Genomic DNA, 21749 nt, shown 5'->3' on the forward strand with positions numbered 1-21749 from the left:
CCGGCCATCCACGACTTGCCGCGCAGCACGAAGAACGTTGATGCCCGGGACAAGCCCGGGCATGACGATCTGTTGCGCATGAACCGCTCACGTCGAGGTCAGAATATCCACCTTGGCGTTGGCGACGATCAGGCGATCGGCCAGAAGCTGGGCCAGGTTACGCATGATGCATTCGCTGGCGCGGGGGTGCTGCTTGCGGAAGCGCTCGAAATCCTTCAGCGGGACCTCGCATGCCGTCGCTGCCATGTCGGCGAACACGTCGGCGGAGCGGGTTTGTTCCAGCAGCGCCATCTCGCCGAACGCCATGCCGGCGGTGAGCGTCGCCAGCCTGACGCCATCGGGCAAGGTGACGTGCACAGCGCCGCTGCGCAGGAAGTACAGGGCATCGGCGGGGTCGCCGGCCGTGAGGATTTTGGCGCCGGATTGATAGGTCCTGATGGTGCAGAGCGAGGCGAGATCCGTCAGCTCTTCCTCGCTCAGCCCGGTCAACAGCGGCTGTTCGGCTAGCTCGGTGGTCTCGTGAAAATCGATCGAGCCGCCGTAGCGATAGACGATCTGGTCTTCGGCCCATTCGATCGCAGTGTCGAGCAGATAGAAATCGCGCACGTTCTTCAGCTCAGCGGTCCATTCGCGTAACGTATTCCATTCCTTGGAGGCGCGCCGGACGCCCGACAAGACCACCGTGACATTCAGCGCGGCCAATTCCTCGAACGCTTCGGCCACAAGTCGTGCGCCGGCCCGCGTAGTCGAGGTCACGCGGTGGAGATCGAAGATCACGAATTGCGGCCGCGGTCGTCCCGCGAGCCGGCGCGAGACGTAATCCACCGCCGACAGCGACAGCGTGCCGACCAGTTCGATGATGCGCACCTCCTGCTCGTGGGCCGCCAGGATCTCGCGCTCCTGCGGGCGGCGCACGCGGCGCGACGGGCTCTTGCCGATGTCGTAGTCGGCGATGACGGCGTTGCGTGCGTCGTCGCTGCGGTTGAGCATGTGCAGGTCGTAATGCGAGGACAGCGCCTCGCAGACCTTGATGCCGCGCACGCTGTTGCCGTGCTTGTCGAGCTTTGGCGAATAGCTGCCGAGGCCGAGGCGGGCAGGGAGCGCGGCCAGGATGCCGCCGCCGACGCCGCTCTTGGCGGGGATGCCGATGCGGTAGATCCACTCGCCGGCATAGTCGTACATGCCCGACGACGTCATCACCGAAAGTGTGCGCGAGATCGCGTAGGCGCTCAGCACCTGCTCGCCGGTGACCGGATTGATGCCGCGATTGGCGAGCGTTGCTGCCATCACCGCGATATCGCGCGCGGTCACCAGCACGGCGCATTGCCGGAAATAGACGTCGAGCACGCCGGCGACGTTGTCCGAGATCACCGCGTTGGTCTTGAGCAGATAGCCGATGGCGCGGTTGCGGTCGCCGGTCTGGCTCTCGGAAGAATAGACGGCGTCGTCGACGGAAAGGTCGCGGCCTGCAAAACGGCTGAGCGCAAGGCGGATCTGCTCGAAAGCCTCCGCGCCCTTGCTGTCGTAGATCAACCCGGTGCAGGCGATCGCGCCGGCATTGACCATCGGGTTGAACGGATGGTTCTCGGAATTGAGCCGGATCGAGTTGAACGGATCGCCGGAGGGCTCGACGCCGATCGCACCTTCGACCTTGCCGGCGCCGAGCAGGTCCAGCGCCAGCGCGAACACGAAGGGTTTCGACATCGACTGGATGGTGAAGGGCACCCGGCTGTCCCCGACTTCATAGACATGGCCGTCAAGCGTCGCCAGGCTGATGCCGAAATAGGCAGGGTCCGCCTTGCCGAGCTCGGGAATGTAATCGGCGACATGGCCCGACGTTTCGGCGGAGAATTCGCTGAGGCAATTGTCCAAAAACCGCAGCAAGGGCGGCTTCGAGCGAGTCCAGGCGGTGGCGAGAGGCGAGAGCGGTTTCATCGCCTCCCTTGTGCAACGCAATCAGAGCACGCGCAACCCGTCCGGCATCACAGGCGGGCGCCGGACCAAGAGAAGCGCGATCAGGATCGTCGGCAGCAGGATGCCAAGGCCGAGCAGCGTCACTTGCATCTGCGACAGCGGCATGATGCCGCCGCCGGGGGTCGCCACCACGAAGCCGCCGATCACCAGCAGCACACGGATGGGCCATTCCAGGCTGCCTGTGCCGCGCAAGTCCCCGACGAAAGGCTGGTAGCCCTGGATGCCGCCGCAGATGAACAGCGTACCGAAGGCGGCGAGGCCCATCAGGCCGAGCCCGGCGAGGTATGGGCTCGAACCCTGCAGCACCAGCGCCGGATTGAGCACGAAGAAGAACGGCAGGAAATAGATGATGCTGCCGACCCACATCGATTCCCAGCCGGTCTTCATGGCCGGCGATCCGGCGATGCCGGCAGCTGCGAAGGAAGCGATCGCGACCGGCGGGGTGATCGACGACAGCATGCCCCAATAGAAGATGAACATGTGCACCGCCATGCGGTTGAGCCCGAGCTTCTCCAGCGCAGGCGCGACCAGGATGGCGAGGAAGATGTAGCAGGCCGTCGTCGTCAGCCCAAGGCCGAGAATGAGGCTGGTGAGGGCGCACATGCCGAGCAGCAGGAAGGCATTGTCGCCGGCGATGTGCAGGAGGTCGTTGGCAAGGCTCGACACCACGCCCGTCATCGAGAACGCGCCGATCAGCAGGCCGCAGCCGGCGAGGATGCCGACCAGCTCGACGAAGGTGCGGCCGTTGACCTCCAGGAACTTGCCGATCGTCGCAAATGTCCAGCGCGTGTCCTTCGAGAAGAACTGGTTGAGCACGAGAAGCAGCGCGGTGGCGTAGAACGGCGCGTGGCTCTCGCGCTTGAAGTAGAGCAGCATCACGATCAGAAGCGCGATGACGAAGACGTAGTACCAGCCGTCCTTGATCGTATCCATGATCCGCGGCAGCTCGGCGCGGGGAATACCTTTCAGCTTGTGGCGCGCCGCGTAAGCGTCGACCTGCATGAAGAGGCCGACGTAGTAGAGCACGGCCGGAATGATTGCGGCGAGGGCGACATCGGCGTAGCTGACGTTGAGGAACTGGGCGATCACGAAGGCGGTCGCACCCATCACTGGCGGCGCCAGCACGGCGCCGGTCGAGGCGCAGGCCTCGATCGCGGCGGCATAGGAGGCGCGAAAGCCGCTCTTCTTCATCACCGGGATGGTCATGGTGCCGGCGGTGAGCACGTTGGAGATGATCGAACCCGACATCATGCCGAGCAGGCCGCTGGCAAAGATACAGACTTTTGCCGCGCCGCCGCGAAAGGTGCCACACAGCGCGAAGGCCAGGTTGATGAAGAACTTTCCGGCGCCCGTCATCATCAGCGCGGTGCCGAACACCAAAAAGCCGATCACGGTGTCGGCGAAGGCCTGGATGGGGATGCCGAGCAGGCTCTCGCCCGAGAGCACGTGATAGGCGGTCGCCTGTTCGAGCGTCGATTGCGTGCCACGAAACGGCCCGAGCCAGCGGGCTTCGGCGAACAGGGGATAGACAGTGAAGGGCAGAACGCTGAGGAGCAGGCTCCAGCCGCCGGTGCGGCGCAACGCTTCCATCAGCATCACCCACATCACGAGGCCTGCGGCGATCACCGTGTTGGGCGCGCCGCCGAATTCCCAGCCGGCCTCCGCCGCCTTGCGCACGTTAACCATCAGTATGATCGCCGCCGCGAAGGTCACGACGAACAGGACGAGGTCATACCAGGGCATGCGGTCGAGCGGCGCGCGTTCGGTGCCCGGAAAGATCAGGAAGGTGAACGGCAGCATCAACGCGATCAGGAGATAGAAATATTCCGTGTTGAGCTGGGTGTATCCGACGAAGAAGCGCAGCGAGAATTGCTGGTTGATGCAGAGCAGGATCGTCGCGGCGGTCGCAACGATCAGCGTCCAGCGCCACGCGCCGCGCAACGTGCGAACGCGCGTGACTTCCGCTTCCTGCATGTTGCCGGCGGCGCCATGGGGATCATCGAACACGACGCGCTTGGGCTCGTCTTGCGGGACGGTGGAAGTGGGAGAGGACATCATCGATCCCGCGCGTGGGCTGGTGAACGCAATCAGGCAAACGGCAGTTGTTTGAACCGCTCTGGCCGCGCGCTCAACCTCTCCCGCGTGCGGGAGAGGTCGGCGCGAAGCGCCGGGTGAGGGCTTTCTCCTCTGGGGGAATCCCACCGCGGAGGCACCCTCTCCCCAACCCTCTCCCGCAAGCGGGAGAGGGGGCGCACTTCTCGCGAGGCAACGATCACGCCTAACAACACCTCGCTCTATTCCTCGAACCCGTTCGGCATGCCCGCTTTCGCTAGCGCCGCGGCACGCGCCTTCGTCCAGCCTTCGAGGAACGCCTTGTCGTCCGACGGCGGATTGGACTTGCCGTAATCGGCCCAGGCGGCCGCCAGCACCTCCTGCCGCTTGATCAGCTGGTTGTTGTGTGCCTCCTGAGCGTCGCTCCATTGGCCGGCCTCTTTCAACGCCTTCACCGCGCCGGGATGCACCGGCACCACCCAGTTCTTGGTCTGGCGGTTGGCCGCGAGTCCGCCGGCGCCGGGCGCGGAGTCCTTATAAGCGTCGTAGTTGACGATCATCGCCTTGGTGATCGCATAGACCTGGTCGGCCGGTTGCGAGGCGTAGGCGACGAAGATCGGGTAGGGATAATTGCCGAGCTCGATCGGCTTCTCCGGCGAGATGCCGGCACCGCAGGTCGCCAGCTGCGGGAAGAAGAACGAGCCGACCTTCTGCATCCGCGCCCAACCCTCCTTGTCCTTGGCAGGCAGCGGCGGCCAGATCAACCCGCGCGGCGAAGCCTCGGCCTCCTTGGCGGGACCGGTGATGGTGGTGCCGAAGGCGGCATCGACGTCGTTATTGATCAGCCCTTTCCACATCGCGCCGTAGCTGGCGAATTCGACAGCCTTGACGTCCTTTTGCGTCAGCCCGGCGAAGGCGAGCACCGCGAGCGAGTTCTGGTTCAGCGCGGGTGAGCCGACCACGAAGCCGACGCGCTTGCCCTTGAGGTCCTTCAGCTCCTTCACGCCGGTGTCGGCGGCCACCGCAAGCGAGGCGCAATTGCAGTCGACGGTCGAGAGCAGGGTCTGCAGCGGCTGCGGACCCCATTCCTTCGAGCCGAACTCGAACACGCCTTCCTGCGCGAAGTAGGTGCCCGACCCCATCGCCGCGGAAACCGCGCGCTTGGCGCGCAGAGGCGCGAGGCGCGCGACGTCGTTGCCTGCGGGGAGCACGCGCACGTCGGTGCCGTACTTGTCCTTCATCATCTTGCCGACGCCGACCGCGATGTTGAATCCGGCGGTGCCGGTGTCATAGGCGGTGAAGGTCAATGTCGCCGGCAGCTTGATGTCTTCGGCGAACGAATAGCGTGTAGACGCAAAAGAAATGCCCGCCACCAGAGCAGGCGCGAGCACGAGCAGCCCACGAAGCATGTTTCCCTCCAATGATCTTCGCTTTGCCGCGAAGATTTTCATTCTTTGTTTGAAACAACGTTTTGTTTGAAACCGATCATGTCACCGCGATCAAGCGATGGCAACGCCATACAGCGCGCGTGGGAATGCGACTGACACATTGTCGCGGAAAAGACCGGATAAGACGCTCAGCTCGCGACGATCGCTATCGCCTGTCCCTCCGCAACGAAGTCATCGACCTTTACCAGAAGCGATGTGATGGTGCCGTTTGCGGGCGAGGGCACTGGGATCTCCATCTTCATCGCTTCGACCACCACAACGTCATCGCCATCCGCGACGGTTCCTCCAACTTGCACGGGAGTTGCGCAGATGCGTCCCGCGACCTCCGTGACGATCTTAATTTCTGGCATGCCATCGCCTTTTTGTTGTCGTCGCAAAATGCCTGAGGTAGCGTCGTCTGCAAGTGGAATTTAATTCCGCATAGCGGAACACAACGGTAGGGATCATGGGACGACGTTCGGAGCGGTTGAGCAGGCAAGGTGCGCTCGCTGGCGAAGCCGGTGAGGGTGATGTGATCCAGGTGGTGTCGCGCGCGTTCGACGTATTGCGATGCTTCGAGGGCCACGAGGCGCGACTCGGCAATCTCGAGATTTCAAATCGCTGCGGTCTGCCGCGCTCGACGGTATCGCGGCTCACGCATACGCTGACCCGCATGGGCCAGCTCGTGTATCTCCCGCGCGACCAGAAGTATCGCATCGGCCCCAGCGCGGTGGCGATGAGTGCTTCGATGATGAAGGGCGCGCAGCTGCGCAGCATGATTCGCCAGCGGCTGCAGGAAGTCGCCGAGCAGCTGCCGGGCACGGTCGGGTTCGTCGTCCCCGACCGCTTCCATCTCGTCTATCTCCAGTTCGCGCGTTCGGCGACGGCGCTCGGCTTGCACGAGGGCACCGGCAGCCGCATCTCGATGGCCTCGACCGCCGCGGGCGCGGCCTACACCGCGGCGCTCGCGCCGGAAGTCGGTGATGCCTTCGTCGCGGACATGGAGCGGGAAGCCCCCGAAGCTGCGAAGATTCTCAAGCCCCGCATCGAGGCCAACCGGCAGATGTTGCGCGAGCGCGGCTATGTCGTCGCCTGCGGCCTCTGGAGCCCGCACATCAACGGTCTCGCGGTGCCGATCTGGTCGCCGCAGTACCAGACCTTCGTGGTCATCACGATCGGTCTTCTGTCGGCGATGTATGACGAGCAGCGTCTGCACGACGAAGTCGCACCGCTGATGCTCCAGCTTGGCCGCTCGCTCGGCAGCCTGATGGAAGGCGCGGAAGGCGACGCCTTCAACAACCGTATCTCGCGTAAGCCGGTCGCCATGGCCGTGCACAACAATAACAAGCCGATCCATTCGGAGGGAGTGAATGAACTGGAAGCCGGAACTCGACGAGCTCGCCCGGCGCGAAGCCTTCGCGCGGGAGATGGGCGGCGTTGACAAGGTCAAGCGACAGCATGACCAGGGCCGGCTGACTGTTCGGGAGCGTATCGACAAGCTGATCGACAAAGGCAGCTTTCACGAGATCGGTGCCGTCTCCGGCATCGGCGAGTACGATTCCAGCGGCGATCTGAAGAAGCTCACGCCGGCCAATTGCGTGTTCGGCCGCGCGCGCGTCGACGGCCGCACATTGGTCGTGGTCGGCGACGATTTCACCGTGCGCGGCGGCTCGGCGGATGCGTCGATCTCGGCCAAGCCGCTGATGGCGGAGGAGATGGCGCACGATTTCCGGCTGCCCATCGTCCGCATCATCGAAGGCTCCGGCGGCGGCGGCTCGGTCAAGACCATCGAGACCAAGGGCGCGGCCAATCTGCCCGGCGGCATCGGCGGCACGCGCTGGTATCGCTTCACGACGGAGAATCTGTCGCGCGTGCCGGTGGTCGCGCTCGGCCTCGGCTCGGTGGCGGGCCTGGGCGCCGCGCGTCTTGCCGCCAGCCACTATTCCATCATGACGCGGAAGTCCGCGATGTTCGTCGCGGGTCCGCCGGTGGTGAAGGCGCTGGGGCAGGACCTTACCAAGGAGGAGCTCGGCGGCGCCGACATCCAGACCCGCGCCGGCGCGGTGGATCATGCGGTCGACACCGAGGAGGAGGCGTTCGCCTGCGCGCGGCGCTTCCTCTCCTACCTGCCGTCATCGGTCTACGAGCTGCCGCCGACCTTGCCCTGCACGGACAGTCCTGAACGCAGCGACGAAGCGCTGATGAACGCGGTGCCGCGCAACCGCAAGCAGGTCTACAAGATGCGGCCCATCATCGAGTCCGTCGTCGACAAGGGCTCGTTCTTCGAGGTCGCAAAAAACTTCGGCAAGCCGATCATCGTCGGCCTCGCGCGGCTCGAGGGCAGGGCGGTGCTGCTGCTCGCCAGCGATAGCTTCCACTATGGCGGATCCTGGACCGCGGATGCCTGCCAGAAAGTGGTGCGCTGGGTCGACTTCGCCGAGACCTTCCACCTGCCGGTCGTCTATCTCATGGATTGCCCCGGCTTCATGATCGGCCTCGATGCGGAGAAGGCGGCCACCATTCGCCACGGCGTGCGTGCCATGGCGGCGGTGAACCAGACCACCGTGCCCTGGTGCACCGTGATCCTGCGCAACGCGTTCGGCGTCGCCGGTGTCGTGCACCAGCCGGCCGACCGCTTCTCGATCCGCTATGCCTGGCCCTCGGCCTATTGGGGCTCGCTGCCGCTCGAAGGCGGCATCGAAGCCGCCTACCGCGCCGACATCGACGCGGCGGAAGACAAGGCGGCGAAGCTGAAGGAGATCGAGGAGCGGCTCAACAAGCTCCGCTCGCCGTTCCGCTCGGCCGAAAAATTCTGGGTCGAGGAGATCATCGATCCGAGGAAGACGCGATCGCTCCTGTGCGAGTTTGCCCGGCTCGCGGAGCCGCTGCGAAAGCCGGGGCCGCCGGAGAATATGACGATCAGGCCGTAGCATCCTTGTGCCAAGTCATGACGCTCGTGCCCCGGACGCAGCGCGCCGCTGCCCTGGCGATGCGAAGCATCGTCCAGTTCAGCGGTGCGCTGCAGAGCTGGGGCCCATGCCACAGCGAATCTGGAGCCTCCTGGGTCCCGGCTCAGCGCCGCAACGCTTGAAGCGTTGCAGTGCGTCCGGGACACGAGGTGCGGCATCGACACAATCCAAGACACTTCCACGGCAAAACAATAACGCGCTAAGCTCCGCCAACAAGAACAAGAGGAAGCGCCAATCGTGTACGACTTCATCATCGTGGGCGGCGGCTCGGCGGGGTCCGTGCTGGCCCACCGGCTCTCCGCCAGGAGCGCCAACAAGGTCCTGCTCTGCGAAGCCGGTCAGGACACGCCACCCGGCAACGAGCCAGCCGAAATCAGGGACAGCTATCCCGGCACCGCCTATTTCGATCCGCGCTTTCACTGGACCGAGCTCAAGGTGACGACCCAGGTCGTCAGCCACAACAATCCCGAGGAGTCGCGGCCTCCTTTGCGCAAATACGAGCAGGCGCGCGTGCTGGGCGGGGGCTCGTCGATCAACGGGCAGATGGCCAACCGCGGCGCGCCGACCGACTACGATGAATGGGAGGCGCGCGGCGCCGAGGGGTGGTCGTGGGCTGACGTGCTGCCGTTCTTCAAGAAGGTGGAGCGCGACCTCGATTTCGACGGACCGTATCACGGCAAGGACGGAAGGATCCCTGTCCGCCGCATCCCGCGCGAGCACTGGACGCGGCATTCGGAGGCGTTCGCGCAGGCCTTCCAGCAGGCCGGCCATCAATTCGTGGCCGACCAGAACGGCGAATTCGTCGACGGCTTCTTCCCGGTGACGCATTCCAATCAGGCCGAGCAGCGCGTCTCGGCCGCGATGGGGTATCTCGATCGCGACACCCGCGCGCGTGCGAACCTTGCGATTTCGACCAACACGCAGGTGCGAGAGCTGCTGTTCGAAGGCACGCGCTGCGTCGGCGTGAAGGCGATGGTCGACGGCCGCGAGCAGGAATTCCGCGGACGCGAGATCATCCTCTCCAGCGGCGCCATTCATTCGCCGGCGCATCTGCTCCGCGCCGGCATCGGCCCCGTCGGTCACCTCAAGGAGCTGGGCATTCCCGTGCTGGCGGCCTTGCCGGGGGTGGGCCAACGCTTGATGGATCATCCCTCGATCTCGCTGTCCTCCTTTGTCCGCCGCGGCGCGCGCATGAACGAGCACACCAGGCGGCACATGCAGCTGGGCCTGCGCTACTCCTCCGGGCTGCCTGATGTGCCCAAGGGCGACATGTTCGTCGTCGTCATCAGCAAATCAGCCTGGCACGCCGTCGGCGCGCAGATCGGCTCGCTCCTGACCTTCGTCAACAAGACCTATTCCGAGACCGGACAGGTCAAGCTCGCCTCGCGCGATCCCTCGGCAGAGCCGATCGTCGAGTTCAACCTGCTGTCCGACCGCCGCGATCTCGATCGCCTGATGAGCGGTTTCCGCAAGATGGCAGCGATCCAGATGAGCGAGGTAGTCAGGAAGGTGACGGACAAGCCGTTTCCGGCCGCCTATACCGATCGCGTCCGCAAGATCGGCGTGGTCAACACCAGGAACAAGATTCTCACCACGATCGCCGCGGCCCTGATGGACGGGCCGGCGGCGCTGCGTCACTACATGATCGACAATTTCGTCGTCGAAGGCTTCACCTTCGATCAGGTGATGAACGATGACGAGGCGCTGGAAGCCTTCGTGCGCAAGGCGACGATCGGCGTCTGGCACGCCTCGTGCTCGTGCCGCATGGGCCGCACTGAGGATCCGATGGCGGTGGTCGACAATCAGGGCCGCGTCAAGGGCGTGCAGGGCCTGCGCGTCGTCGATGCCTCGATCTTCCCGGTGGTGCCATGCGCCAACACCAACTTTCCGGTGTTGATGTCGGCGGAGAAGATCGCGGCCGCAATGATGCAATGAGCGGCAGCGAGTTCTGGCGATCCGGGCAGTGCGGTGAGGAGGAGCGCTGATGGATACTTGGTTGCATGCCGCCAGCTTGACGCGCTGATCGAGCATTCGAGCGCTGCGAGTTAATCATCTCAGGCGCTACGTGTAGGCTATGAGATCGTGCAGTCGTGGCGCGCGATCGCAGCCAGTTTCAGCCGCGCTTTAGGCCCATTTCAGCCAAACTGTTATTGGTCTCTTTGCCCGGGGCAGGGTCTCTCATTTGGAGTCCTGCAATGTTCAAGCGAGTATTTTCTGCGTGCGTCTTCGTTGCCCTGGGTTCTGTCGCTTCGGAAGCGCGCCCTTATCGCATTCATCAAGCTCCTGAATGCAACGTCACCATGCCCTGCGACTTCTCGTATTCGCAGACGCGACGCGAGCGGGTTGCCAGGCCCTCACTGGCTTCCAGATCTTCGCTGATTTCCAGGTCCACACTGCAAGCGTACCGCTCGACACAACTGACGGTGACTGATGCTGGGAGCACGACCACGCCGGCGGCCGTCTCCGGTGCCCACGGCGCTCGCATTGTCGGTGGCCGTCCGGCCGGTTGCCCTTCGTCGTTCTGCGGCTGCGGCGCGGCTCTGCGCGTGTTCGGCCGTATCGTGCCGGAATTGAATCTTGCGTCCAATTGGCTCCGCTTTCCCAGGACATCACCCGCACCGGGAATGGTTGCTGCGCGACGAGGACACGTTTTCGTCCTTGAACAGCACCTCGGAGGCGACGTCTGGATGGCCTATGACGCCAACTCGGGTGGGCGCGCGACGCGAATCCACGCGCGTTCGCTGCGAGGGTATACGATTGTCAACCCGCGCGGCGGCTCGGTGGCTTGAGGGCAGCGGATAGCGCTCCAAAAACGGCGGACGGGTCGCAACATCTTTGCGACCCGCCAACGCCGAACGCCGAGCCGATCACAGCCGGAGCACCTTGCCGGGATTCATGATGTTGTGCGGATCGAGCGCGCGTTTGATGGTGCGCATGATGTCGAGCTCGGTCTTGGAACGGTAGTGGCTGAGCTCGTCGAGCTTGTCGATGCCGATGCCGTGCTCCGCCGAGATCGAGCCGCCCATGGAGGTGACGAGATCGTTCACGGCGCGCGTGATGGCGGGCGCGTATTGGTTCAGCGTCTGCTGGTCCATGCCCTTCGGTCCCATGAACGAGAAATGCAGATTGCCGTCGCCGATATGGCCGAGCGGATAGGGCCGGATGGTCGGGAGAATGTCGAGCACGGCCTTGAGGCCCTTGTCGATGAACTCCGGAATCCCTGAAATCGCCACCGACACGTCGAAACTGATCCCCGGTCCCTCGGCGCGTGAGGCCTCCGCCATTGCTTCGCGGATGCGCCACATGTTGCGCGATTGACCGAATGTGTGCGCGATCGCCGCATCCAGCACGCGGCCGGCCTCGAGTTGATCGGCGAGAAACTGCTCCATCTTGCCGGACATGCCCTCGGTTCCGTCCTGCCGCGGGCGCGCCGACGACCATTCCAGCAGCAGGTACCAGGGCGTATCCGCCTTCAGCGGATCCTGCGTCCCGGGAATGTGGCGCAGGGAAAGGTCGATGGCCGCCCGGCTGAGCAGCTCGCAGGAGCCGACATTGTCCTCGGATGCCGCGTGCGCCTCGGACAGGATTTCCAGCGCCGCGCGGGGATCGCGGATTGCCAGCCACGCCGTGCAGACGTCCTTCGGTGCCGGCCACAGCTTGAGCACGGCCTTGGTGATGATGCCCAGCGTCCCCTCGGCGCCCATGAACAGGTGCTTGAGGTCGTAGCCGGTGTTGTCCTTCTTGAGCGCGCGCAATCCGTCCCAGACCTCGCCATTCGGCAGCACGACCTCGAGCCCCAGCACGAGATTGCGGGCATTGCCGTAGCGCAGCACCTGCACGCCGCCGGCGTTGGTGGAGAGATTGCCGCCGATCATGCAGGAGCCCTGGGCACCGAGGCTCAGCGGCAGGAAGCGGTCGTGCTCGCTTGCGGTCTCCTGAAGCGTCTGTAACACGCAGCCGGCCTCGACCGTCATCGAATAGCCGACGGGATCGACATCCAGCACGCGGTTCATCCGGCCGAGCGACAGCACGATGCCGGTGTGCGCAGGCCAGGGCGTCGCCCCGCCCATCAGGCCGGTGTTGCCGCCCTGCGGCACGATCGCGACGCCGTGCTCGTGGCAGAGCCGGACCACTTTCGAGACCTCCTCGGTGCTGCCAGGGCGAACGACGGCTCCGGCGTTGCCGACCAGCAATCCCCGCCAATCCGTCACAAACGGCTGCTTGCCATGCTCGTCCTCGATCAGGCCTTTGTCGCCGACGATCGCGCGCAACGCATCGCGCAATGGTTCGGTCACGGGAGCGGTCGGGATGGTGGGCAGGGACGTCGGGAGCGGCATTTGTTTCCTCTGGCACATCTTTGTGTGTACTGAGCGCGCGAAGCGCCGCAGCCATTGTCCACGTTTAGGCTGCCGAGTCTAACGGCAATGCGCCACGCGTGTGGGGAGTTTGGGTCGGCCTGACCGCTTGGAACGGTCCGCAGCAGCACGACGTTTGCTTCTCGGCACAACAGGAGAGCCGCATGGCGAAGGTTGACGAGGAGCTCATCCGGGTGAGAGCCCACCAGCTTTGGGAACTCGCAGGCAAGCCGGAGGGCCGCCAGGACGAGTTCTGGCGAGAAGCCGAGCGCGAATTATCAAACGACGCCGGCGCAAATGCCGAAGAATCCTCAAAGACTTTCACGGAGTAATCCGCGAGCGAACGGTCTCGCGCTATCGGGCTTCAACCAGCTGGCGGGCATTGGCCATGGCTGCGCCCGAAGCGGTGTTGTCGAAAATGCACCAGACCGAGGCCGCCGCGCTCCGGCCAGCCGCACCTTGAGCGCCGCCAAGGCAGCCGCGTCATAGCTGGAATAATAGACCCTCGGTGAACCGTGAAGCCGAAAATAGGCCAGCCCGGTCCAGCCGCCGGGCGCAGCGCCATTGGCGGCACGCGGTGGATCCGCGGCCACCCGCGCGACGCCTCGTTGCGCCAGCCAGTCGTCGGCCGGCCTGGTGAACCAGCTCGCGTGCCGTGGCTCGCAAACCACCGGCACCTGCCCCCCTTTCTGCAGCGCTATTACGAGCTTCCCGGCGCCGCGCCTTGCGAAGATTGTCGACGAAGGCAATTGCAGCAGCAGCACGCCGAGCTTTTGCCCAAGGCCGGAAATCTCCTCGCAGAACCGATCGACGTCCGCGCGATCGAACCTCAGCTCCGGCGCATGGCTGATCGATTGCGGGACCTTGACCGCAAAACGGAAGCCGGCCGGCACCGCAGCGCTCCATCGCTCATATGTCGTGCGCCGATGCGGACGATAGAACGACGTGTTGATCTCGGTGCAGTTCAGCACTGAGGCGTAGCGCTCAAGGTGGGAGCCCTCGGCCTTGAACGCATCCGCATGCTGGGACGGCACGTTCCATCCCGCCGTGCCAATCCGAAGGGCATGCTTGCGCGTCCGTCCAGGCCTGTCTGTCATCGCCACAGCATAGGAGGCATCTTTGCGGCGTGGTCATGTCGGAACGATTTGGCCCGCCTTCACGACACTGCGGGGCTCTGTTTCTTCTGTCAAACCGGAAGGCAGAAGACGTGGTTCCTTCTCACGCCATCGCCACTTGCGGCTTCGGCTGCCGCGACAGCGCCAGCACGATCAGGGCCGCGAACGCGCAGAGCGCGCCGGCGATGAAGAAGGCGGGCAGGTAGCTCTGGTAGACTGTGCGCGAGAACCCCGCGCCGAACGCCGCGGCGCCGGCGCCGAGCTGATGGCCGGCGAATATCCAGCCGAACACCAGATTGGCGCGCTCGGGCCCGAACTTTTGCGCGGTGAGCCGCACCGTCGGCGGCACCGTCGCGATCCAGTCGAGACCATAGAACATCGCGAAGACCGAGAGGCCGTAGAAGGAGAAATCGCTGAACGGCAGGAAGATCAGCGAGAGCCCGCGCAGGCCGTAGTACCAGAACAGGAGCCAGCGATTGTCGTAGCGGTCGGACAGCCAGCCCGACATGATCGTGCCGAAGAAGTCGAAGATGCCCATCGCCGCCAGCAGGCTCGCCGCCTGCACCTGCGGGATGCCGAAATCGAGGCACATCGGGATCAGGTGCACCTGCACCAGCCCGTTGGTGGAGGCGCCGCAGATGAAGAAGGTCGCGAACAGGATCCAGAACGTCATCGACGTCGAGGCGTCGCGCAGCGTGCCGAGTGCAACGCCCGTGATCGAGCCGTGGCTGACGGGCGGCGCGGGCAAGGGTGCGGTGCCTTCGTCGCCGAACGGCTTCAGGCCGACGTCGCTGGGGCGGTCACGCATCGCGAGCAGCACGGCCAGCGCGGAAACACCGAGCATGATGCAGACGAGACCGAGCGCGAGGCGCCAGCCATAGCGCTCGGTGAGGCTTGCCAGCAGCGGCAGGAACACGAGCTGGCCGGTGGCAACGCTCGCCGTCATGATGCCGATGACGAGGCCGCGTCGTGCCGCGAACCAGCGCGTGGCGATGGTCGCGCCGAGCACCAAGGCCGTCATGCCGGTGCCGATCCCGATCACCACGCCCCAGAGGGCAATGAGCTGCCAGACCTCCGTCATGCCGAGCGAGAGCACGAGCGCCGAGACCACGATCAGCTGGGCGGCCAGCGTGACGTTGCGCAGGCCATAGCGGTTGAGCAGGGCGGCCGCGAACGGCGCCATCAGTCCGAACAGGATGAAGCGGATCGACAGCGCGGACGAGATCTCCGCCGTGCTCCAGCCGAACTCCTTCTGCAGGGGAACGATGAACACGCCGGGCGCGCCGACCGTGCCGGCGCTGATCAGCGCGGTGAGGAAAGTCACGCCGACCATCACCCAACCGTAATGAATGTTACGGCGGGACAGTGCTGCCGCGAGCCAGTTCGAGATCATTGGGCCTCAACATTGATGGGCAGGCCGAGACAGACCTGCGTCAGTCTAGAGAATGACACGGGATGTATCTGTCGCAAATGACAGAGTTCCCTCGTTTCCGGACGTCCGCGTCAGCGGCGTTCCACCGCGATGGCCGTGGCTTCACCGCCGCCGATGCAGAGTGCGGCGATGCCGCGCTTGAGGTTGTTGGCCTCCAGCGCATGCAGCAGCGTCACGATCAGCCGCGCGCCGGTGGCGCCGATCGGGTGGCCCAGCGCGCAGGCGCCGCCATTGACGTTCAGCTTGTCGCGGGGAATGCCGAGGTCGCGCTGCGCCGCCATCGCCACCACGGCAAAGGCCTCGTTGATCTCGAACAGGTCGACGTCGCCCGCGCTCCAGCCGACCTTGTCCAGCAGCTTGCGGATCGCCGGGATCGGCGCCGTGGTGAACCATTGCGGCTCCTGGCTATGGGTGGCGTGGCCCTTGATCTCGGCGAGAACAGGCAGGCCGCCCCGGTCGGCAAGCGCGCGCTTCGTCAGCACCAGCGCGGCGGCGCCGTCGGCATTGGCGGAGGAGGCGGCCGGCGTGATGGTGCCGTTGGCGCGGAACGCCGGCTTCAATCCGGGGATCTTGGCGGGGTCGACCTTGAGCGGATGCTCGTCATTGGCGATCACGCGCGGTCCGGCCTTTTCGGTCAGCGTGATCGGCGCAATCTCGGCCTTGAACGCGCCGCCCTCGACGGCCTTGCGGGCGCGGCTCAGCGTCTCCATCGCATAGGCGTCCTGATCCTTGCGGGTGAATTGATAGGCTTCCGCCGTGGCTTCGCCGAAATCGCCCATGGAACGGCCGGTCTCGTAGGCGTCCTCCAGGCCGTCCATCATCATGTGGTCGATGATGCGGTCGTGGCCGACGCGATAGCCGCCGCGCGCCTTGGCGAGCAGGTAGGGCGCGTTGCTCATGCTCTCCATGCCGCCGGAGACGACGATGTCGGCCGAGCCGGCGCGGATGATGTCGTGCGCCAGCATGGTCGCCTTCATGCCGGAACCGCAGACCTTGTTGACGGTGGTGGCACCGGTCGCATCAGGCAGACCGGCGCTGCGTGCGGCCTGGCGCGCCGGCGCCTGGCCTTGGCCTGCCGGCAGCACGCAGCCCATGAAGACCTCGTCGACCTTCTCGGGCGCGAGCTTGGCGCGTTCGAGCACCGCCCCGATTACGTGTGAGCCGAGCTTGTGGGCCGGGAGCGGCGACAACTCGCCCATGAAGCGGCCGAGCGGGGTGCGTGCGGCGGAGACGATGACGACGGGATCGGCGGCTTCGGCCATGACGAGAACTCCCTGGCGATGACGTGTAAGATGATGACCATCATATGATGCGGCGCAAAAAATGCAACCGCGGTTGGGATGAGAAAATGTCGTGGGTCGGATGAGATTTGGTCACTCCCTCGTCCGTGTCCCGGACGCGGCGCGACGTGCAACGTTGCGACGCAGAGCCGGGACCCAGATCGCGCCGACCTCATCGGTGCATGGGCCCCGGCTCAGCAGCGCACCGCCAAGCGGGCGCTGCGCTGCGTCCGGGGCACGGCAACCTGCATCCTACCGCTTCCGGTTGACAAACGCGCCCATCAGCCGCGTCGGCTCGTCCGTCAGGAATGACTCGCCGAACACTTTCACGCTCAAATTCACCGACTCGGTCAGCGGCAGTTCCTCCCATTGCCGCAGCAGCGCCTTTTGCGAGCGCAGCGCCTCGGGGCCGCATTCGAGCAAGGCCTTCACTAGATGCTCGACCTCGGCATCGAGCTCGCCGGGCGCAGCGACCTTGTCGACCAGGCCCCATGCCAGGGCCGTGGCTGCATCGATGTTCTCCGCCGTCATCACCAGCCAGCGCGCGCGGGCCCAACCGATCAGGCGCGGCAACAGCGCGGCATGGATCACCGAGGGGATGCCGACACGCACCTCGGGCATGCCGAAATGGGCATCATGCGCGGCGACGCGGAAGTCGCAGGCCGCCGCCACTTCGAGCCCGCCGCCGAGGCACCAGCCCGGCATGCGTGCGATGATCGGGGCAGGGAAGGCGCGCACCGCCTCGCAGAGATCGCGCAGGCGGCTGATGAAGGCCTCGGCGGATATCTGGTCGAGCCCGGCCATCTCCTTGATGTCGGCTCCGCCGATCAGGCTCTTCTCGCTCTGTCCGCGCAGCACCACGACGCGGATGCTGCGGTCGGATGCGAACTGCTGCAGGCCTTCGCGCACGGCGTCGGTCACGGGCGAGCCGAGGATGTTGAGCGGGCCGGCGTTGCAGATCGCGACATGAACGACGCCGCGCGCATCGCGCGTCACGCCGCAATGATTGTTGAGCATTTCCATCGTGGGATCTCGAAAGGTTTCGTGGACATGCGCGGGGCGCGCCGGTCGGGATCACTTCCGGGCCGAAACGTACGTCTTGTCAAGCGGCGGGGAGGGCGGGTTGCCAGCGTGAAGTCCGTGGCATAGTATGACGAATATCATCTAAAGAGGCTGCCATGACCGGTGACGATCAACCCGACCTGTTTTCGCCCGCGCAGAGGCGGGAACGCGTAGTGGACTGGCAGGTGCCTGCGCCGGTGGCGCGGGCGGCGATGGGCCTGTCGGGCATGGATGCCATGCTGGGCATCCGTGACGGCCGCCTGCCGCCGCCGCCCTTCGCCAAGCTGATAGGTTTCACCATGGCCGTGGTCGAGCCGGGCCGTATCGTCATGGAACTGCAGCCGCGCGAGGATCTCGAAAACACCATCGGTCTTCTCCACGGCGCGACCGCCGCGGCGCTGCTCGATACCGCGATGGGATGTGCCATCTCGACCCGGCTCGAGGCCGGACAAAGCTCGGTGACCCTCGATCTGAAGCTGACGTTTCTCCGCCCCCTGTCGGTTCGCTCGGGGCTGATCTCGGCCGAGGGCAAGATCATCAAGCTGGGGCGGCAGACCAGCTATACCGAGGGTTTCGTTCGCGACGGGAAGGGGGCCCTCGCGGTGCACGCAACTGCAACGTTCTCCATGATCGGAAGCAACTTGACATGAATTAATGCACCCATCGCGGCATTTGCGTGTTATGAGATGATCTCCGACATTCAATGAGATCCGCATGCGCTATTCCCGGGAACACAAGCAGGAAACCCACGATCGCATCGTGAAGAAGGCCTCGGTGCGGCTGCGGGAGAAGGGCGCCCACGGTATCGGCGTCGCCGACCTCATGAAGGAGGCGGGCCTGACCCACGGCGGCTTTTACGCGCATTTCGATTCCCGCGAGGCGCTGGTGATCGAGGCTTTTGCCTACGCGATGGACCGTTCGATGGAACACTGGCGCAAGCTCACCGGCGAGGTCGCTCCGGAAAAGCGGCTGGCGCTGATCGCGGAAAGCTATTTGTCCACGCTGCATCGCGACAATCCCGGTCACGGCTGCTCGATTCCCGCGCTGGGAGCCGAGATCGCCCGCGAGAGTCCGAAGACACGCAAGGCCTTTGCCGGCAAGCTGGATGAGATGATCGAGGCCCTGACCGACACCATCCCGAACATGCCCCGCAAGGCGGCACGCAAGCAGGCGATCGCGACGCTCGCGACGATGGCCGGAACCATGCTGCTGGCGCGCATCGCCGGCTCGAGCGAATTGTCCGACGAGATGCTGAAGGCCGGCCGGGACCACGCGCTCGAGGGAGCGAAGCGTGAGTCGAAGGTGGCGGCCGCGAAGAAGGCGAAACAGAACTAGGCGAAATGCCGTGTAGGGTGGGTTAGCCATGCGATTGCGCGAAGCGCATTCGCTTGGCGTAACCCACCACTGTGTTCGTCCGCGGAGACGGAAGAGGTGGGTTACGCCTTCGGCTAACCCACCCTACGAGACCGCCGTTCACCGCCCAGCAAACAACGCCCGCTCGCGCTCGACAATCTCCGAGATGTAATCCGCCACGGCCCTGATCCGCGCCAGGTCCTTACTGTCGGCGTGCATCAGCATCCAGAACGTCCGCGTGATCGAGATCTCTTCGGGCAGCACGGCGACAAGCTGCGGATAGTCGCTCGCCATGAAATGCGGCAGCACCGCGATGCCGAAGCCGGAGAGGGTGGCGTTGAGCTGCGCGATCAGATTGGCGCTGCGGAAGCGCGCCGAGATCCGCGGCGACACCTGCGGCAGATAGTCGAGCTCAGGCGTGAACAAGAGTTCCTCGATGTAGCCGACGAAGCGGTGCTGCGTCAGATCCTGCCGCGAGGCGATTTTCGGGAAGCGGTCGAGATAGGCGGGGGCTGCGTAGAGCCCGAGGCGGTAGTCGAGCAGCTTGCGCCCGACGATGCGACCTTCCTTCGGCATGGTCAGGCTGATGGCGATGTCGGCCTCGCGCTTGGAGAGGCTGAACAGCCGCGCGGTTGCTACAAGTTGCAAGTCGAGATCGGGATAGCGGTCCGCGAACGGCGTCAGCCGCGGCGCCAGGAAGGCGGTGCCGAACCCATCAGGCGCGCCGATCCGCACCGTCCCGGTCAGCCGCGCCACGGAGCCGCCGACCTGCTCCTGATTGGCAACAATGGTCGATTCCATGGCTTCGGCGCTGTCGGCGACGCGCTGGCCGGCCTCGGTGAGGAGGTAGCCGGTCTTGCGCCGGTCGAACAGCTTGGCCGAGAGGTGCTTCTCCAGCCGGTCGACGCGGCGGATCACGGTGGCATGGTCGACCCCCAGCTGTTTTGCCGCAGCCGACACCGAGCCGCCCCGCACGATGGCCAGCACGAAGCGAAAGTCGTCCCAATCGATAGCGCCTTGATCCAGCATTTTCGCACATCTATGGTGCATTATCTCAGACTTGAATCCTATAAAATGCAGGTCAATAGGATTTGTCAAAGCGACCACGCTCGCCTGAAGGAGACCATTCCATGCGTTCAATCGGACATTTCATCGGTGGCAAGGAGGTCAAGGGCACCTCGGGCCGCACTGCCGACGTCTTCGAGCCGATGACCGGTGACGTCCAGGCCAAGGTGGCGCTGGCGTCCAAGGCCGAAGTCCGCGCCGCTGTCGAGAACGCGCGCGCGGCACAGCCCGAATGGGCCGCGACCAATCCGCAGCGCCGCGCCCGCGTCATGATGAAATTTGTGGAGCTGGTCCAGCGCGATTACGACAAGCTCGCCGAGCTGCTCGCGCGCGAGCACGGCAAGACCGTCCCCGACGCCAAGGGCGACATCCAGCGCGGCCTAGAAGTCGCGGAATTCGCTTGCGGCATTCCGCATCTGATGAAGGGCGAATACACCGAAGGCGCTGGCCCCGGCATCGACATCTATTCGATGCGCCAGCCGCTCGGCGTCGTCGCAGGCATCACGCCGTTCAATTTCCCGGCGATGATCCCGATGTGGAAGTTTGCGCCGGCGATCGCCTGCGGCAACGCTTTCATTCTCAAGCCCTCGGAGCGCGACCCCGGCGTGCCGATGCTGCTCGCTGAACTCATGATAGAAGCGGGCCTGCCGGCCGGCATCCTCAACGTCGTCAACGGCGACAAGGAGGCGGTCGACGCCATCCTCGACGATCCCGACATCAAGGCCATCGGCTTCGTCGGCTCGACGCCGATCGCGCAATACATCTACGAGCGCGCCGCGCAGACCGGCAAGCGCTGCCAGTGCTTCGGCGGCGCCAAGAACCACGCCATCGTCATGCCGGACGCGGACATGGACCAGGCCGTCGACGCGCTGATCGGCGCCGGCTACGGCTCGGCCGGCGAGCGCTGCATGGCCGTTTCCGTCGCGGTCCCCGTCGGCAAGTCCACCGCCGACCGCCTGATGGAAAAGCTGATCCCGCGCGTCGAGTCGCTCAAGATCGGCACCTCGATCGATCCGTCGGCCGACTATGGTCCGCTCGTGACCCGCGAGGCGGTCGAGAAGGTCAAGAGCTACATCGACATCGGCGTCAAGGAAGGCGCGACGCTCGCCGTCGACGGCCGCGGCTTCAAGATGCAGGGCTACGAGAACGGCTTCTATCTCGGCGGTTCGCTGTTCGACAACGTCACCAAGGACATGCGGATCTACAAGGAAGAGATCTTTGGCCCGGTGCTCTCGGTGGTGCGCGCGCACGACTACAAGGAGGCGCTGGCGCTGCCTTCCGACCACGATTACGGCAACGGCGTTGCCATCTTCACCCGCGACGGCGATGCCGCGCGCGACTTCGCGGCCAGAGTCAACGTCGGCATGGTCGGCATCAACGTGCCGATCCCGGTGCCGATCGCTTATTACACCTTCGGCGGCTGGAAGAAGTCGGGCTTCGGCGATCTCAACCAGCACGGCCCGGATTCGATCCGCTTCTACACCAAGACCAAGACGGTGACCTCGCGCTGGCCGTCCGGCGTCAAGGAAGGTGCGGAGTTCTCGATCCCGCTGATGAAGTAAGGCTGTAGCCCAGCCTGTCATTGCGAGGAGCGTAGCGACGAAGCAATCCAGTATCTTTCCGCGGAGACGGTCTGGATTGCTTCGCTTTGCTCGCAATGACGAA

The 21749-nt window shown here is 64.9% G+C and carries 18 protein-coding genes; 8 read left to right on the forward strand and 10 right to left on the reverse strand.

Features of this window, described 5'->3' with window-relative positions:
• Positions 1–87: 87 nt before the first annotated feature.
• The 4 genes from glsA to I6F33_RS05905 all read right to left on the reverse strand — a co-directional run bounded on the left by glsA (position 88) and on the right by I6F33_RS05905 (position 5824).
• Entirely contained in the window at positions 88–1935 is a 1848-nt protein-coding gene (glsA, locus tag I6F33_RS05890) for a glutaminase A (RefSeq protein ID WP_036001126.1), read from the reverse strand.
• A 21-nt stretch (positions 1936–1956) separates the two neighbouring features.
• Entirely contained in the window at positions 1957–4032 is a 2076-nt protein-coding gene (locus I6F33_RS05895) for a TRAP transporter permease (protein ID WP_225141513.1), read from the reverse strand.
• A gap of 236 nt (positions 4033–4268) precedes the next feature.
• Positions 4269–5435 (reverse strand): TAXI family TRAP transporter solute-binding subunit, encoded by a 1167-nt coding sequence (locus I6F33_RS05900; RefSeq protein ID WP_036001123.1) that lies wholly within the window; start codon positions 5433–5435, stop codon positions 4269–4271.
• 167 nt (positions 5436–5602) lie between these two features.
• Positions 5603–5824: a biotin/lipoyl-containing protein gene (locus I6F33_RS05905; protein WP_109144075.1), complete on the reverse strand. Its 222-nt coding sequence runs from the start codon at positions 5822–5824 to the stop codon at positions 5603–5605.
• 95 nt (positions 5825–5919) lie between these two features.
• On the opposite strand from I6F33_RS05905, the gene I6F33_RS05910 reads away from it, so the two are divergent.
• The 4 genes from I6F33_RS05910 to I6F33_RS05925 all read left to right on the forward strand — a co-directional run bounded on the left by I6F33_RS05910 (position 5920) and on the right by I6F33_RS05925 (position 11211).
• Positions 5920–6894 (forward strand): IclR family transcriptional regulator, encoded by a 975-nt coding sequence (locus I6F33_RS05910; protein ID WP_036034277.1) that lies wholly within the window; start codon positions 5920–5922, stop codon positions 6892–6894.
• A complete protein-coding gene (locus tag I6F33_RS05915) occupies positions 6824–8383 on the forward strand; it encodes an acyl-CoA carboxylase subunit beta (RefSeq protein ID WP_036001111.1) in 1560 nt (519 codons plus the stop codon). Before I6F33_RS05910 ends, I6F33_RS05915 begins: the two co-directional genes overlap by 71 nt.
• A gap of 276 nt (positions 8384–8659) precedes the next feature.
• On the forward strand, positions 8660–10357 hold the full coding sequence (locus I6F33_RS05920; RefSeq protein WP_225141515.1) for a GMC oxidoreductase: 1698 nt from the start codon (positions 8660–8662) through the stop codon (positions 10355–10357).
• 260 nt (positions 10358–10617) lie between these two features.
• Positions 10618–11211, forward strand: coding sequence for a hypothetical protein (locus I6F33_RS05925; protein ID WP_085974346.1), 594 nt, complete (start codon positions 10618–10620; stop codon positions 11209–11211).
• A 78-nt stretch (positions 11212–11289) separates the two neighbouring features.
• Here I6F33_RS05925 and I6F33_RS05930 read toward each other — a convergent pair whose 3' ends face one another.
• The gene (locus I6F33_RS05930; RefSeq protein WP_225141517.1) at positions 11290–12759 is read right to left on the reverse strand and encodes an FAD-binding oxidoreductase; all 1470 of its coding nucleotides are present in this window, start codon (positions 12757–12759) and stop codon (positions 11290–11292) included.
• Between the two features lie 182 nt (positions 12760–12941).
• Between I6F33_RS05930 and I6F33_RS05935 the strand changes: the two genes are divergently transcribed.
• Positions 12942–13109 carry a DUF2934 domain-containing protein gene (locus I6F33_RS05935; RefSeq protein ID WP_081494475.1) on the forward strand — a complete coding sequence of 56 codons (168 nt, stop codon included), beginning with the start codon at positions 12942–12944 and terminating at the stop codon, positions 13107–13109.
• Here the strand turns inward: I6F33_RS05935 and I6F33_RS05940 are convergent.
• The 4 genes from I6F33_RS05940 to I6F33_RS05955 form a co-directional block, all read right to left on the reverse strand.
• A complete protein-coding gene (locus I6F33_RS05940) occupies positions 13089–13874 on the reverse strand; it encodes a DUF72 domain-containing protein (protein ID WP_249789841.1) in 786 nt (261 codons plus the stop codon). The two genes, I6F33_RS05935 and I6F33_RS05940, sit on opposite strands and share 21 nt — an antisense overlap.
• Positions 13875–13995: 121 nt before the next feature.
• Positions 13996–15285 carry an MFS transporter gene (locus tag I6F33_RS05945; RefSeq protein ID WP_225141519.1) on the reverse strand — a complete coding sequence of 430 codons (1290 nt, stop codon included), beginning with the start codon at positions 15283–15285 and terminating at the stop codon, positions 13996–13998.
• Positions 15286–15395: 110 nt separating this feature from the next.
• Positions 15396–16586, reverse strand: a complete 1191-nt coding sequence (locus I6F33_RS05950) for an acetyl-CoA C-acyltransferase (protein ID WP_225141521.1) — start codon at positions 16584–16586, stop codon at positions 15396–15398.
• A 270-nt stretch (positions 16587–16856) separates the two neighbouring features.
• Positions 16857–17627, reverse strand: a complete 771-nt coding sequence (locus I6F33_RS05955) for an enoyl-CoA hydratase (protein ID WP_225140192.1) — start codon at positions 17625–17627, stop codon at positions 16857–16859.
• 155 nt (positions 17628–17782) lie between these two features.
• Here I6F33_RS05955 and I6F33_RS05960 point away from each other — a divergent pair, with 155 nt between their 5' ends.
• Together I6F33_RS05960 and I6F33_RS05965 are read left to right on the forward strand one after the other, a co-directional pair.
• The gene (locus I6F33_RS05960) at positions 17783–18316 is read left to right on the forward strand and encodes a PaaI family thioesterase (protein ID WP_192893237.1); all 534 of its coding nucleotides are present in this window, start codon (positions 17783–17785) and stop codon (positions 18314–18316) included.
• Between the two features lie 64 nt (positions 18317–18380).
• Entirely contained in the window at positions 18381–19001 is a 621-nt protein-coding gene (locus I6F33_RS05965) for a TetR/AcrR family transcriptional regulator (protein ID WP_036001077.1), read from the forward strand.
• Positions 19002–19139: 138 nt separating this feature from the next.
• On the opposite strand, the gene I6F33_RS05970 is transcribed toward I6F33_RS05965, so the two are convergent.
• On the reverse strand, positions 19140–20048 hold the full coding sequence (locus I6F33_RS05970; protein WP_036001074.1) for a LysR family transcriptional regulator: 909 nt from the start codon (positions 20046–20048) through the stop codon (positions 19140–19142).
• A 101-nt stretch (positions 20049–20149) separates the two neighbouring features.
• Between I6F33_RS05970 and I6F33_RS05975 the strand changes: the two genes are divergently transcribed.
• Complete coding sequence (locus I6F33_RS05975; protein WP_225140193.1) at positions 20150–21646, forward strand: CoA-acylating methylmalonate-semialdehyde dehydrogenase; 1497 nt, start codon at positions 20150–20152, stop codon at positions 21644–21646.
• Positions 21647–21749: the final 103 nt, after the last annotated feature.

This window comes from Bradyrhizobium sp. BRP20, from assembly GCF_020194215.1.
In the GTDB taxonomy this organism is placed as follows: domain Bacteria; phylum Pseudomonadota; class Alphaproteobacteria; order Rhizobiales; family Xanthobacteraceae; genus Bradyrhizobium; species Bradyrhizobium yuanmingense.